This is a genomic window from Lamprobacter modestohalophilus (genome assembly GCF_016583905.1).
GTDB classification, from domain to species: Bacteria; Pseudomonadota; Gammaproteobacteria; order Chromatiales; family Chromatiaceae; genus Lamprobacter; species Lamprobacter modestohalophilus.
Map to the genome: position 1 here is coordinate 13573 of NZ_NRRY01000042.1, position 13188 is coordinate 26760.

The following is a 13188-nucleotide window of genomic DNA, read 5'->3' on the forward strand; positions in this document are numbered from 1 at the left end:
GTGAAAATCATGGCCGCTTTGATGAGGAGAGGGCGAGTTGTTTCTCGACTGAAGCCGATGCTTGGGCGATATGACGAATCTTTTTGATAGGCGCCGACGCCAACTTGAGACGGCCCGACCTCAACATCGGAACCGCCAACATTGGTTCGCCCGACTGCGCGCCCGGTCACTAGCCATAGCCCTCTTGCTGGTTGTCTTGCCCAGCCTCGGACCCGCTGATCCTTTCGCGCTGCCGGATTTCGGCAGCTCAGCCGACACCATCATGTCGCGTGCCGAAGAGCGCGATCTCGGCCAGGAATTCATGAAATGGGTGCGCAAGGCGCTGCCGATCTCCGACGACCCCGTCCTGACCGATTACATCCAGACCCTCGGCCAGCAGCTGGTCGCCTCGAGCGGAAACCCAGGCCACTATGACTTCTTCCTGATCGAAGAGCCTACGGTCAATGCCTTCGCCGGACCCGACGGCCGCATTGGGATCTTTGCCGGCCTGATCCTCGCCTCGCAGACCGAGGGCGAGCTGGCCGCAGTGGTCGCACATGAGCTTGCGCACGTGAGCCAAGACCACCTGATGCGCAGCTTCGAGGCGCAGCGCCAAATGGCCCTGCCCGCCACGGCGCTGTTGTTGGCGGCGGCCGTGCTGGGCGCAACGGTCGATGCCAATATCGGCGCCGCCGGCCTGATGGGTATCCAGGGCGCAGCGGCCCAGCAGCAGATCAACTTCACCCGCGCCAACGAAGAGGAGGCAGACCGCATCGGTATCGATACCCTGGCTCGTGCAGGTCACAATCCCTATGCGATGCCAGGCTTCTTCCAACGCCTTGCCAAGTCCACCCGCGTCTCAGACAGCAAGACCCCAGAGTTCCTACGCACCCATCCGGTAACGACCAGCCGCATCGCCGACGCGATGAACCGCGCTCGCCAACACGGCCTGCGCCAGCGCCCGGACAGCCTGCGTTTCCACCTGGCACGCGCCAACCTGCGCCAGCGCAGCGAATCCAACCCGCAGCGCGCCGTGGATCACTTCGCGAAGACGCTCGAGCAAGGCCGCTACCGCGACGAGACCGCACAGCGCTATGGCTATGCATTGGCATTGACCCGCGCCGGCCAGCTCGAGGCCGCGCGTCGCCAGCTCTCGCCGTTACTCGAGCAGCATCCGAGTCAAACCGAATTCTTGGTGCTAGGCGCCGACATCGACCGCCGTGCCGGCAACCCCGAACAAGCCGTGCGCGACCTTAAGGCGCCGGTTGGCCTGGCACCCGGTCATTGGCCGCTGAATCAGGCCTACGCGGAGTCACTGATGGCGGCCTCGCGGCCAGCAGAAGCGTTGTCTGCGCTACAACGCTTTGTTGCGCTGCGGCCCGGCATCGCACCGATCTACGAGCTGATGGCTGATGCCGCAGGAAAATCGGGGCAGCGAGCCTTGAACTATCGCTACCGCGCCGAATATCTCTATGCCAGCGATGAGCTTGAGCCAGCCATCCGACAGCTCGAGCTCGCACTGCGTCTGGACGACATCGACTTTCATCTCGCCGCCCAGCTGCAGGCTCGCCTGAGTGAGCTGCAAGCCATGGAGCGAGCCCGCAAGGGCCGAGAATAAGTGCAATCGACTTGCATCGACTTGCGAGCACCTGACGATCAACTAGCGCACCGAGTCACAGATCCTTCGGGTTTTCCACAGTCAGCCAGGCCATAAATGCGGTTTTCAGTGTCCGACGGATACGCTAAGCTTAGCCGATCGACGATTTGGAAGACCTAAGCACTCTTCCGCCTCGTCTGGCCGCTCTCGTCATTGCACAGGCAACGGCTGGGAGCGAGACGCTCGATCGGGCATCGCCACAGGCAGGACGCCTAAGCACGGATTGCCAAAGCACGGATTCTTGGCGCGCCCATCGACGCAGAAATAAGATTGACGACCTCCAGCCCCAAAGGCTCCACCCCGTGTTCGATAGAGGAGATGTTCCATGATCGACGCAAAACGTAGAACCCTACTCAAGGGCTCCCTTGGTGCCAGCGCCATCGGCATTGCCGTCAGTGCCGGCCTGCTCACCCCAGGCACCGTGCTCGCGAACTGGCCCAAGGCCGCCTTCGCGGCTACCGAGACCGATGCCGCCCTGAACGATCTACTCGGTAGCGCGTCCACCGAGACGAGCGACCAGGTCAAGATCAAGGCTCCCGACATCGCTGAGAACGGCGCCGTGGTTCCGGTCACCGTCGAGAGCGACGTCGCAGGTGCCAAGTCGATCGCGATCATCGCCGCTGGTAACGGAACCCCGCTGATTGCCTCGTTCGATCTGGGAGCGGATGCCATTCCGTTCGTATCCACCCGCATCAAGATGGCCAAGACCGCTGACGTGATTGCCGTTGTGCAGACCGAGAGCGGCCTACTCAGCGCTGCCAAACCAGTGAAGGTCACCATTGGCGGCTGTGGCGGCTAACGCCAACGCAATCTGGCTTCAACCATCGGATAACGAACTGAGGTAAGACAATGGCAGGTAATATCAAGATCCGCGCCAAGAGCAGTAACGGTGTCACCACCGTGAAGGCGCTGATGAGCCACGAGATGGAAACCGGACTGCGCAAGGACAAAGCCACCGGCGAGCCGATCCCGGCGCATTTCATCCAGGAAGTCACTGGGAAGTGGAATGATCAGGTCGTCATGACCGCCTTCTGGAGTGGTGGCGTCTCGAAGAACCCCTATTTGTCGTTCAAGTTCAACGGCGGCGAGAAGGGTGAATCGGTCGAGATCAGCTGGGTCGACAATCAGGGGCAAAGCGAGAGCGGCACCGCTGAGATCAGCTGATTGCTGAGGAAGCGTCGGGTCGTTCGCCCGACCGCTTTAGAAGATCAGAAAGCCCCGTCATTGACGGGGCTTTTTTTATGCCCTTCGGTTTCACTCAGGCCGCTGATTGGGCCTGACGCTGGCGGCGCGCAATCTCGATTGCAGACGCATCCCGCAAAGATCCGGTGTAGAGCTTCCGCTCGCCAGCAGGGCGGCGACGAAAGCGCCGATAGCTCCATAGATACTGCTCTGGGCACACCGCGATACACTGCTCGATGCCACGATTGAGCGCCGCTGCGGCGGTCACATCGTCCTCACTATCGATGCCCTCCGGCGCCCTCAGGCAATGGATGCGATAGCCACTTGCACGCGGCAATCGCTCCGCGATCATAAAGATCACCGGCGCGCCGCTACGGCGTGCGAGGCGATTCACCAAAAGCATCGTGTAGGCGGACACCCCGAATAGCGGCGCGAACACCGCACCCTTTTCCTCGCGCGGCTCCTGATCCGGCAGAATACCGGCGGTTTCGCCGCGCTCCAGCGCCCCGAGCAGAACCCGAATGCCACGTGCGGTGATCGGCGCCAGGGTTGCGCCGCCACGTCGTCGAGCCTCGACGATCAGGTCATCGAGCAAGCGCTGCGGCTTGTAGAAGATCGCCGTCGGCCCGCAGGTCGAGAGGTAGAGCCCGGCCAGCTCCCAAGCGCCTAGATGCGGCGACAAGACGATCAGCCCCTGCCCCGGCTCGCGCTCAAGCAGTTCGATGCCGCGCACCTCGCGAATGAGTGACAGCGCCTCCGCCGAAGGCCGCAGCCAAAGCGGCGCCGTCTCGAACAGGGTCTTACCCAACTCACGCAGGCTCCGATTGCGCATCCGCACCAGCTCGACTGCTGGCCGCTGCGGTGCGTAAAGGCCAATGTTGATGAGCGCATTACGGCGCTGACGGTTCGGGATCAGTGCGATGCCCCAGCCCACCGCGGCACCCAGACGATGCAGCACCGGCAACGGCACTCTCGCCAGTGCATGCACCAAGGCACGCGCAGCCCGCTCGCGCCAGCTCAGGGCGCGGGCCGGTGTGGCGGTCAGGGTCGAAGGGGACGCAGCTGCGGGGCGCTTCGCTTGCTGACGGCGTTTCACAGTGGCTTCCAATACGTTTCCAATACCGGGTGGGGACGTAGGTCGTTTATCGTAACCTGACAACCAACGCAGGACAGCAGATCAAGATCAACAACCACCAACCGCTGGAGAACTACTCATGGGCGAACGCCTACCAACCCCTCTCTCGCCTGAGCAAGCACACCGCCTACTCCAAGACGACCCCCAGAGCTTACTCGTTGATATTCGATCAACCATGGAGTTCTTGTTTGTTGGCCATCCAACCGGAGCCGTGCATGTACCCTGGATCGATGAGCCGGATTGGACCGTCAATCCGCAGTTCCTGACCGAGATCCGCAAGCGGCTACTCGGCGGTGCCGTCTGTACCCCGGACGATACCTGTGCCTCGGTGGTCCTGATCTGCCGCAGCGGCAAGCGTTCGCTCGAAGCCGGCAAGGCATTGCTAGAGGCCGGGCTGCCGAACGTGTTTCACGTTGATGAAGGCTTTGAAGGCGAGCTCGACGATCAACATCACCGATCAACCATCGGCGGCTGGCGGTATCACGGTTTGCCTTGGGAGCAGTGTTAACGTGAATCTCACGCGAATCATTGTCCGGGGTGGCGCCACGCCATGTACGTTAGGCGCGCCAAGTCACGCCCCGGCTCAGCCAATGCCAACTCAGGCGTTGACCTGATCCACCGGGAGCAGCGAATCGAGCTGGACCTTGGTGCCCTTGACGGCCGCCGCGCCCAAGGGCCGTTTGGCACGGCGAGCGGAGTCAGCCTCGGTCCCTCGCTCGACGAGATCCTGCAAACTGATGTTGTTGAGGTAGCTGTAGATGCGGTCGCTGAGATCCATCCAGAGGTCATGGGTCAGGCAGGGGCCGTCGCTCTTGCAGTTGTGCGCGCCACCGCAACGCGTGGTGTCGACGTTTTCATCAACCGCGGTGATCACCTCAGCGATGTAGATGGAGCGCGCCTCCCGTGCCAGGTTATAGCCACCGCCCGGGCCACGCACGCTGATCACCAGCCCGCGCTTGCGTAACTTGGCAAACAATTGCTCCAGGTAAGACAGCGAAATGCCCTGCCGCTGCGCGATATCCGCAAGCGCAATCGGTCCTTTGCCCTGATGAATGGCTAGGTCGAGCACGGCCGTCACCGCGTAGCGCCCTTTTGTTGTCAATCTCACCTCAACTTCCCCCGTTGATAGTCTCGTTCACTGGCCTTGCTACCTGACATCCTATGATAGCCGACGAATACCATCAATTTTTCTCGGGCTCTGTACTCAGCTCGGCCGGATCGAGCACGCAGTCGTCGAGATCATTGAGATGCTCGAAATGCCGAGTAATGCCCTGCTCCTCGAGCGCCCGCGACATCGCCTCCATGCGCCGGTCCATGATATGGATGTGATCGAGCATCCGATTCACCGCATTCGCGACCGGGTCTGGCGCATCACGAGTGGCACCGTAGGCATCGAAGCCCATCCGCTTGGCGGTGTCCGCACGCCGACGACTAGCCGCATCGGCGGCATGTTCGATCACACGTCCCGGCACACCGACGACCGTCCCACCGGCCGGCACGGGCTTCACCACCACCGCATTCGAGCCGATACGCGCACCGTCGCCGATTGCGATCGGCCCCAGCACCTTGGCACCAGCGCCCACAACCACATCACGCCCTAGGGTTGGATGGCGCTTGCCCTTCTGCCAGCTCGTGCCACCTAGGGTGACCCCGTGATAGAGGGTGCAATCATCGCCCACCACCGCGGTCTCGCCGATCACGACCCCCATACCATGGTCGATAAAGAAACGTCGACCGAGTTCGGCCCCAGGATGGATCTCGATCCCAGTCAACAGCCGCGCCAGATTCGACAGCATGCGCGCGAGCCATTTGAAACCTCGCAGCCAGAGTGCATGCGAGACGCGGTGCATCATCACCGCATGCAGCCCCGGATAGGTCGTCAGCACCTCGAACGCGTTGCGCGCGGCTGGATCGCGCTCGAACACGCAGGCGATGTCTTCTCGCAGCCGCTTAAACATCAGGCGATCTCCTTAAATCTCAGCGTTCCGGTCCCAGCGTTCCGGTCCCAGCGCCCCGGCCCAGTATTCGCGCACCGATCAGCGGCGAAACCGGTCTGGTCGTTTGCGCCCAGCGGCCGCAGACAGAATGCCGCGCAGGATATTCAGCTCGGTCCGATCCGGGCGGGCGCGGTTGAACAGACGGCGCAACCGCAGGCGCAGGGTGCCCGACTGCGCTGGATCAGCGAATCCAATCTGCGCCAACGTCTGCTCCAGATGCCCATAGAAACCGGCCATCTCATCGGCGGTCGCAAGATCCGCTCTCTCGTCTGTCTCGTCTGTCTCGTCTCTCTCGGCTCGTGACAGCTCGAGAGCCGGATTTCGTCCTGGAGCCCTCGCCGGGATCTGTGCCTCGGCCTGCCATTGCAGCGCCGTGCGCCGAAGCTCATAGGCAAAGACTTGGGCTGCGGCGGCGATATTCAGCGAACTGTAATCCGGATTGGTCGCGATCCGCGTTAGGAAATGGCAATGCGACAGCTCATCGTTGGTCAATCCTGAGCGCTCTCGGCCCAACAACAAGGCCACCTCACCCTGCACTGACTCCTGCAACAACTGCGCTGCGCAGCCGGCCGGGTCCACCTCAGGCCAGGCCAGCGAGCGTGCTCGCGCGCTCGAGCCGATGACCAGGCGACAACCGCTCAGCGCCTCGGTCAGCGAGTCGCAGACCATGGCCTGAGCCAGGAGATCATCAGCACCCGCCGCGCGCGCCAGCGCCTCAGCATCGATCGCCTGCTGCGGTCGCACCAGCACCAGTTGCGTCAGCCCCATGGTCTTCATCGCCCGCGCAACCGCGCCCATGTTGGCGCTGAGACTGGGCTCGACGAGCACGAATCGAACGCGGCTCAGCCGCATCTTGCTCGGACGTTCCTCGCTCAGGCCAGCCTCGGGCAATCCACTCTCGCTCAGCCCAGTCTGGTGCAGGCCGCTCTCGCTCAGGCCAGACTCGGGCAGGCCACTCTCGCTCCGCGCAACCTCGTTCAGTCTAGCCTCGCTCAGGCCCATCTCGCTGTTCAGCGCGGCCGACTCCGGGATCGGACGATCAGTCGCTGGCCGCGGCACCAAAGCGGTCTCAGCCATGGGATCTTGGGGTATATTCTGCTCGTTTGCGTCCATCACATCAGTTCTTCAGACTTTTCTTAACTTGTCAATCTACTATCCATGACGCAGATGCATTATCGTTAGCGCCATGGATGCCATGTTAAATATTGCCGTACGTGCCGCCCGTCAGGCTGGACGCATCGCCGTGCGCTCTTATGAGCGCGGCGTCGACCTCCGGGTGAACGAAAAAGGCCGCAACGATTACGTCAGCGAGGTCGACCGCGCCTGCGAGGCGGCCATCATCAACGAGCTGCGCGGCAAATTCCCGAACCACGCCATCCTCGCGGAGGAGAGCGGCAGCAGCAAGGGCCGCGACGGCGGCGACGAGTTCCAGTGGATCATCGATCCGCTCGACGGTACCACCAATTACCTGCATGGCTTCCCGCAATGGTCGATCTCGATCGGCCTGCGCTATCGCGGGCTAATGGATCAGGCCGTGGTCTACGATCCGCTGCGCGAAGAGCTGTTCACCGCCAGCCGCGGCAGCGGCGCCATGCTCAATGACCGGCGCATCCGCGTCAGTGATCGGCGCGGGCTGACCGGCGCCCTGATCGGAACCGGCATCCCGTTTCGCGATCAGTCGCATCTCACCACCTACCTGAGCATGATGGCGGCCATGATCCGCGATACCGCCGGCATCCGTCGCCCAGGCTCGGCGGCGCTCGACTTCGCCTATGTCGCGGCTGGCCGGCTCGATGGCTTCTGGGAGCTTGGGCTCTCGCCCTGGGACTTCGCGGCCGGGGCGCTGCTAGTCGCCGAGGCTGGCGGCACGGTCACCGACCTCGCCGGCGGCGACCGGTTCTTCGAGACCTGCAACCTCGTCGCCGGCGGTCTCAAGGTGCACCAGGCCATGATCGAGCGCCTCAAGCCCTTCCGCAGCGCCGAGCTGGCCGCCTAGGCGATTACTGCGGACGCCTGTGCGCCGACCGACGGCCTCGATGACCCTGAATCTCAGGCGATTCATCTTCCGGGGCGGCAACGCGCCATGAGCACGCGCCATGATGGGATGGTCCGCCCCGCTGCTCCAACGCACACTGAGCGGGCACAATAAGCATTAGCACTGATCTAATCCGGGCAGTCGGCATTCCATCCGCTATCCTTTGACTGGGGCCGCCTACCGCGGCCCTGATCGACTCGCCGCGCTGGCCAGGTCGATGTCCCGGCGGAGAGGCGAATGATCTGGCAGAACCATAATCAACAATCCATCACGGTCGCCGTCAGCGGCTCCGGCGGCTCCGGCGCGCTGACGGCGGGATTCATCCTCCTCGCCGCAGCCCAACGTTGCGGCCGTTACGGCCTCATGATGCGCTCCGCTGGCCCCCAGGTGCGCGGCGGCGAATCGGTTGCAATCCTCCGCGTCGGCCCGAGCACGGTTACCAACATCGGCGATCGAGTCGACCTGCTCGCCGCGCTCGATTGGCGCAACATCGAGCGATTTCAGGACGAACTCGCGCTTGACGCCAACAGCCTGATCCTCCACGACAACGAAGCCGGCGCGGTTCCGAGCGGGATTGCGGCCAGCGGCGCCGAGCAACGCCCCATCGATTTCGGCCGCCGTGCCGCCGAGCACAACGGCGGTCGTGCAAACATGATCGCGGTTGGGGTCTTAGGCGGCGAGATGGGACTGCCCTTACAGGCCCTCCTAGACGCCACCGACGCCGTGCTCGGCAAAAAGGCGCCGGCCGCCGTCGACGCCGCCAAGGCCTGCATCGCAACGGCCCATCGTGGCACGGCGGGGAAAACCGAGAGCGAGCCGAGCACAGCACCGGCAGCCGCTCAACGGTGGCGGCTCAGCGGCAACGCGGCAGCGGGCCTTGGCGCGCTTCGCGCCGAGGTCGGCTTCGTCGCCGCTTACCCGATCACCCCAGCAAGCGAGATGCTGGAATGGCTGGCACCTCGACTCGAGCGCGCCGGCGGCACATTGCTACAGGCCGAAGACGAACTCGCCGCGGTCAACATGCTGATCGGCGCAAGCTTTGGCGGGGTGCCCGCCGTGACCGCCACCTCGGGTCCCGGCCTCAGCCTGATGACCGAAGGGATTGGTTTGGCCGTCGCTAGCGAGACACCGATCCTGGTCGTCAACGTCGCCCGCGGTGGACCCAGCACCGGACTGCCTACCAAATCCGAGCAGGCGGACCTGAATCAGGCCCTGTACGGTCTGCACGGCGATGCGCCGCATCTCGTGCTCGCGCCGCTCGACGTCGGCGACTGCGCCTATACCGTCGAATGGGGCAGCCGGCTCGCCGAGCGCCTGCAGACCGCGGCCATCCTATTATCGGATCAAGCGCTTGGGCAGACCCATGCGGTCATCGATCCGCCGCCACGCTGCCCCCCGGTGCTTGGGCGCAAGTGGGCCAGTGCGACGTCCACACAAGCGCAAACCGATCGGCTAACCGATCGGCGACCCAATCTGCAACCCGATCTGCAACCCGATAGCACGACGCCGACCAACGCCTTCGCACGCTACGCACCCAGCGCCGATGGCATTTCACCCATGCCGTCACCCGGAACCCCCGGCTTTGAGTACACCGCTGACGGACTTGCGCACAACGCGCAGGGTACGCCGTCAAGTAGCGCCAGCGATCATCGCGAACAGCTCAGCAAGCTCATGCACAAGCTAACCGCGCATGACTATGGCGACGCCTGGGCGCGAATCGATCGCGGCAACCTTGCCGATGAACCGGCCGACACCGCCATCAGTCTGCTGACCTGGGGCTCGAGCTGGGGCGCGGTCCAGGAGGCGACGACCAGGTTGCGCGAGCAAGGCCTGCAGGTACAAAGCATCGGGCTGCGATTGCTCGCCCCGCTGCAGCACGACCAGTTGAGCCTCGCGATCGCCGGCACCCAAGTCCTCGTCGTCGAGATCAACGCCACCGGCCAGCTGTTCCGCTATCTCAACGCCGAGCGCGTGCTGCCGCCCAGCGCCCGCGCATTCGCGAGACCGGGGCCGCTTCCGCTGCGCCCTGCTGAGGTCATCGCTCAGCTGCAACGGCTACAACCCGATGCCGACAAAAACCACGCGGGCGGTGGCGATGAGCATGCCGGCGAGTCGCTCCAGGCTGCGGATGTTGGAGGAGGATACTGATGGCCCCGGCAATGATCCCCAGCCTGCGCGCGCGCGACTACCTCTCCGATGTCAAGCCGATCTGGTGTCCGGGATGCGGCCATTTCGGCGTGCTCTCGGCGTTGACCAAGGCGCTTGCCTATCTCGAGCGCCCCAAGCATGAGATCGCGGTGATCTCCGGCATCGGCTGCTCATCGCGCGTGCCCGCCTATCTCGACTGCTACGGTTTCCACGGCCTGCATGGGCGCGCGCTGCCATTGGCGACCGGGCTCAAGGCCGCCCGACCCGACCTGACCGTGATCGCCACCGGTGGCGATGGCGATGGCTTCTCGATCGGCGGCAATCATTTTCTGCACGCCTGCCGACGCGATATCGACCTCTGCTACATCGTCATGGACAATGCCGTCTATGGCATGACCAAGGGGCAGGCCTCCCCGACCACCCCTCCAGACTGGACCCAGAGCGCGCTGACACCCCACGGCACCGGCATCCCAGCCTTTCGACCAGCGGCCATCGCGCTGGCGTCCGGAGCCAGCTTTATTGCGCGCGGCTTCAGCGGCGATCCGCACGGGCTGAGCGAGCTCATCACGCGCGCGATCCTTCACCCTGGCTTCGCCTTCGTCCATGTACTGAGCCCCTGCCGCACCTACCGGCCTGATGACCAGTCGAGCTGGAAGCAGGCCGTGCACCCCTTTGGTGAGCACATCCTGTCCGCCGCAGAGGCTGTCGCGGAGACCGCTGTCGACACCAAGCCAGGGGCCACTCCCGCTCTCCATGTTCAGGATGACGGCCTTGGCCTCGGCATCCTCCACGAGGTTGCCCGCGGCCCGGCCTCGACAAGCTCGACGGCGGGCACCAGCCCAGATCGCCAGGCTGCCCTCGATGCAATCGAAGCGGAGTTGGAGGCCTAAACCTGATGAATGACCCCTCGAACGCACCCCGAGACATCGGCGCCATCAGCGCGGCCGAGGCGCTAGCGCACGCCTTGGAGCTGACCCACGATTCAGCCTCCCGCTATGCCCAGCTCCAGGCCTGCCTCGAAGCGCACCACAACCAGACCGCGGCCGATCTGTTGGGCCGCGTGGTCGAGCTGACGCTCGCCACGGCAAGCTCGATGCCGGGTCTCACAGCGCCCGAGCAGCTCCCGCGCATCGCACCTTGGGAGCTGGTCTGGCGCTGCCCTGACCTGCTCGCGATGCGTCTCGGCGACAGCGCGCCAACCGCCTGCAATCATCAGATCGATGGGGCCGAGCTGCTGCGACTGGTCCTCAGGCGTGAGCGCTGCGCGCACGACTGCTATGCAAACGCCTGCGAGCAGGTCGCCTCGCCAGCAACGCAAAAGATGCTGACCGCCATCGCGACGCGACAGCAGGAGCAGATCGCTCGTCTCGAGGCCCTGCTGGCCAGCAGCGAAACCGCAGCGGGCGGAGGCACCCCTGCGCCCGGGGATCTCGACCCACCCAACCGGCCCGAGTGATCCCCTTCGACCTATTGTCAAACGCGCGCGCTGTCACCAACAACTCACTTCAAACCGTCAACTAACAGGCGCTAATCAAGCACCCAATGAGCATCATTGTCGTCGTCGGCAACAAGGGCGGGACCGGAAAGACAACGCTGGCGCTGAACCTGGCCGCTGGTCTATTACCTGGTGGCCCTGTCGTGGTGATCGATGCCGATCCGCAGCAGTCCGCCTATCAATGGCGCCTGGTCGGCGGCGATCGACCGGGGCTGCCGGCGGTCGTCGCCGCTGCGCATGGGCTCGAGCAAACCATCACAGCCCTGCGCGAGACCCATCGCCATGTGATTGTCGACTGCCCGCCGTCGATCAAGGCGCCACAAACCGAGGCCGCGCTGCGACTTGCCGAGCACGCCCTGATCCCGGTCCAGCCGTCGCCGATGGACCTCTGGGCAACCACCCATATCGCCCGCACCCTCGAGCGTGTGCGGCCGGAAAACCCGAGCTTGCGGGCGATGATCGTGATGAGCCAGATCGAGCCGCGCACGACGCTTTCGCGGCTGATGCCGGAGGCCGCCGCGGAGCTGGACCTGCCGGTCGCAAGCACAGCGTTGCGCCGGCGCTCCATCCATCGCCACTGCGTACTCGAAGGGCGAACCGTCTTCCAAGCCGGTCGGCGCGGGTCCGAGGCCGCTGCCGAGATCCAATCCTTGATTGCTGAGATCTTTGCTGATGACTGACAAGACCCGCACCGAGCGTCGCTTGCTCGCCTCCATCCGCCAGGTCAAAACCGGCGACGAGACGGCCCACAACGGCATCCCTGACAGCACAGCTGAGCAAGCCACCGTTGCCGCGAAGCCGGCGGCCCGAGCCAAGCCTAAAACAGCCACAAGCAAGGCATCGCCCACGTCGGTGCCGGCAGCGGCATCGGCATCCAGACCAGCCAAGCCTGCGGCTTCAAAACCGCGTCCGTCGGTGCCGGCATCACGAGCCAAGCCGCGGCCAACCGAGCCTGAGTCGACCATTCGCCAGGACGGTTATCAGAGCTCAAGGAGGGTCTGGCCAGACTAACCGCACCGCGACCCCGGGAAAACCCGAATAAGGGACTTCCCTTATTCGGGATTTCCCGTACAATGCCGTCATCGATTCGCAACAGGTGCCCGAGGCTCAGCGCCCTCGCACCCTCAGACCAGCGGTTTAACGATGACGAACACACGCAAATTCCTCTTCATCGGGCTTTTTTTGCTCACCGGCGTTACCAGCCCACTGATGGCCGCTCAACCAGGCCAGGTCATGACCGGCGTTGCCTCCTATTACCACGACAGCCTGCACGGCAATAAGACCGCCAGCGGCAAGATCTACAACAAGAACAAGCTCAGTGCAGCCCATAAGACGCTGCCGCTCGGCACACGTGTACGCGTGACCGAACCTAAATCGGGGCGTAGCGTCGTCCTCGAGGTCAACGATCGGGGCCCGTTCGTCAAGGGCCGCATCATCGACCTCTCGCGTCGCGCTGCCACCGAACTCGGCATGCTCAAGAAGGGCCTTGCCAAGGTCAAGGTCGAGATCGTCAGCGTCCCCGGCCGAAGCGGCGCCTAACGCTCATGGCGCCTATCGCTC

At 64.0% G+C, this 13188-nt stretch carries 15 protein-coding genes; 11 read left to right on the forward strand and 4 right to left on the reverse strand.

Annotated features, from left to right (window positions below; all coding sequences use genetic code 11):
• Nucleotides 1–196: 196 nt before the first annotated feature.
• From CKO42_RS19290 to soxZ, 3 genes are all read left to right on the forward strand, one after another.
• On the forward strand, nt 197–1597 hold the full coding sequence (locus CKO42_RS19290; protein WP_242479544.1) for a M48 family metalloprotease: 1401 nt from the start codon (nt 197–199) through the stop codon (nt 1595–1597).
• A 364-nt stretch (nt 1598–1961) separates the two neighbouring features.
• Nucleotides 1962–2435: a thiosulfate oxidation carrier protein SoxY gene (soxY, locus tag CKO42_RS19295; RefSeq protein WP_200247601.1), complete on the forward strand. Its 474-nt coding sequence runs from the start codon at nt 1962–1964 to the stop codon at nt 2433–2435.
• 50 nt (nt 2436–2485) lie between these two features.
• Nucleotides 2486–2800, forward strand: a complete 315-nt coding sequence (soxZ, locus tag CKO42_RS19300; protein ID WP_200247603.1) for a thiosulfate oxidation carrier complex protein SoxZ — start codon at nt 2486–2488, stop codon at nt 2798–2800.
• Nucleotides 2801–2894: 94 nt separating this feature from the next.
• Here the strand turns inward: soxZ and CKO42_RS19305 are convergent, their stop codons facing one another.
• Nucleotides 2895–3914 (reverse strand): lysophospholipid acyltransferase family protein, encoded by a 1020-nt coding sequence (locus CKO42_RS19305; protein ID WP_338034957.1) that lies wholly within the window; start codon nt 3912–3914, stop codon nt 2895–2897.
• Nucleotides 3915–4032: 118 nt separating this feature from the next.
• Here CKO42_RS19305 and CKO42_RS19310 point away from each other — a divergent pair, with 118 nt between their 5' ends.
• A complete protein-coding gene (locus tag CKO42_RS19310; RefSeq protein WP_200247605.1) occupies nt 4033–4461 on the forward strand; it encodes a rhodanese-like domain-containing protein in 429 nt (142 codons plus the stop codon).
• 90 nt (nt 4462–4551) lie between these two features.
• Here the strand turns inward: CKO42_RS19310 and iscR are convergent, their stop codons facing one another.
• The 3 genes from iscR to CKO42_RS19325 all read right to left on the reverse strand — a co-directional run bounded on the left by iscR (nt 4552) and on the right by CKO42_RS19325 (nt 7027).
• Nucleotides 4552–5061: a Fe-S cluster assembly transcriptional regulator IscR gene (iscR, locus tag CKO42_RS19315; RefSeq protein WP_200247607.1), complete on the reverse strand. Its 510-nt coding sequence runs from the start codon at nt 5059–5061 to the stop codon at nt 4552–4554.
• 73 nt (nt 5062–5134) lie between these two features.
• Nucleotides 5135–5911: a serine O-acetyltransferase gene (gene cysE, locus CKO42_RS19320; protein WP_200247609.1), complete on the reverse strand. Its 777-nt coding sequence runs from the start codon at nt 5909–5911 to the stop codon at nt 5135–5137.
• A gap of 78 nt (nt 5912–5989) precedes the next feature.
• Complete coding sequence (locus CKO42_RS19325; protein ID WP_338034958.1) at nt 5990–7027, reverse strand: RNA methyltransferase; 1038 nt, start codon at nt 7025–7027, stop codon at nt 5990–5992.
• Nucleotides 7028–7136: 109 nt separating this feature from the next.
• Here CKO42_RS19325 and CKO42_RS19330 point away from each other — a divergent pair, with 109 nt between their 5' ends.
• The 7 genes from CKO42_RS19330 to CKO42_RS19360 all read left to right on the forward strand — a co-directional run bounded on the left by CKO42_RS19330 (nt 7137) and on the right by CKO42_RS19360 (nt 13167).
• On the forward strand, nt 7137–7946 hold the full coding sequence (locus tag CKO42_RS19330) for an inositol monophosphatase family protein (RefSeq protein WP_200247611.1): 810 nt from the start codon (nt 7137–7139) through the stop codon (nt 7944–7946).
• Nucleotides 7947–8222: 276 nt separating this feature from the next.
• Complete coding sequence (locus CKO42_RS19335) at nt 8223–10133, forward strand: 2-oxoacid:acceptor oxidoreductase family protein (RefSeq protein ID WP_200247613.1); 1911 nt, start codon at nt 8223–8225, stop codon at nt 10131–10133.
• Complete coding sequence (locus CKO42_RS19340; RefSeq protein ID WP_200247615.1) at nt 10133–11023, forward strand: 2-oxoacid:ferredoxin oxidoreductase subunit beta; 891 nt, start codon at nt 10133–10135, stop codon at nt 11021–11023. Before CKO42_RS19335 ends, CKO42_RS19340 begins: the two co-directional genes overlap by 1 nt.
• Nucleotides 11024–11028: 5 nt before the next feature.
• Entirely contained in the window at nt 11029–11589 is a 561-nt protein-coding gene (locus CKO42_RS19345; protein WP_200247617.1) for a hypothetical protein, read from the forward strand.
• Nucleotides 11590–11675: 86 nt separating this feature from the next.
• A complete protein-coding gene (gene parA / locus CKO42_RS19350; RefSeq protein WP_200247619.1) occupies nt 11676–12308 on the forward strand; it encodes a ParA family partition ATPase in 633 nt (210 codons plus the stop codon).
• A complete protein-coding gene (locus CKO42_RS19355; RefSeq protein WP_200247621.1) occupies nt 12301–12639 on the forward strand; it encodes a hypothetical protein in 339 nt (112 codons plus the stop codon). The genes parA and CKO42_RS19355 overlap by 8 nt, the downstream gene beginning before the upstream one ends.
• A 132-nt stretch (nt 12640–12771) precedes the next feature.
• A complete protein-coding gene (locus tag CKO42_RS19360; protein WP_200247623.1) occupies nt 12772–13167 on the forward strand; it encodes a septal ring lytic transglycosylase RlpA family protein in 396 nt (131 codons plus the stop codon).
• Nucleotides 13168–13188: the final 21 nt, after the last annotated feature.

Bases quoted from the DNA above. Each gene is read 5' to 3' on its own strand.
- CKO42_RS19325 (WP_338034958.1), bottom strand. From the start codon at position 7,027: ATGGCTGAGACCGCTTTGGTGCCGCGGCCAGCGACTGATCGTCCGATC.
- CKO42_RS19355 (WP_200247621.1), top strand. From the start codon at position 12,301: ATGACTGACAAGACCCGCACCGAGCGTCGCTTGCTCGCCTCCATCCGC.
- parA (WP_200247619.1), top strand. From the start codon at position 11,676: ATGAGCATCATTGTCGTCGTCGGCAACAAGGGCGGGACCGGAAAGACA.
- CKO42_RS19360 (WP_200247623.1), top strand. From the start codon at position 12,772: ATGACGAACACACGCAAATTCCTCTTCATCGGGCTTTTTTTGCTCACC.
- soxY (WP_200247601.1), top strand. From the start codon at position 1,962: ATGATCGACGCAAAACGTAGAACCCTACTCAAGGGCTCCCTTGGTGCC.
- CKO42_RS19340 (WP_200247615.1), top strand. From the start codon at position 10,133: ATGGCCCCGGCAATGATCCCCAGCCTGCGCGCGCGCGACTACCTCTCC.
- CKO42_RS19345 (WP_200247617.1), top strand. From the start codon at position 11,029: ATGAATGACCCCTCGAACGCACCCCGAGACATCGGCGCCATCAGCGCG.
- CKO42_RS19335 (WP_200247613.1), top strand. From the start codon at position 8,223: ATGATCTGGCAGAACCATAATCAACAATCCATCACGGTCGCCGTCAGC.
- CKO42_RS19330 (WP_200247611.1), top strand. From the start codon at position 7,137: ATGGATGCCATGTTAAATATTGCCGTACGTGCCGCCCGTCAGGCTGGA.
- cysE (WP_200247609.1), bottom strand. From the start codon at position 5,911: ATGTTTAAGCGGCTGCGAGAAGACATCGCCTGCGTGTTCGAGCGCGAT.
- soxZ (WP_200247603.1), top strand. From the start codon at position 2,486: ATGGCAGGTAATATCAAGATCCGCGCCAAGAGCAGTAACGGTGTCACC.
- CKO42_RS19310 (WP_200247605.1), top strand. From the start codon at position 4,033: ATGGGCGAACGCCTACCAACCCCTCTCTCGCCTGAGCAAGCACACCGC.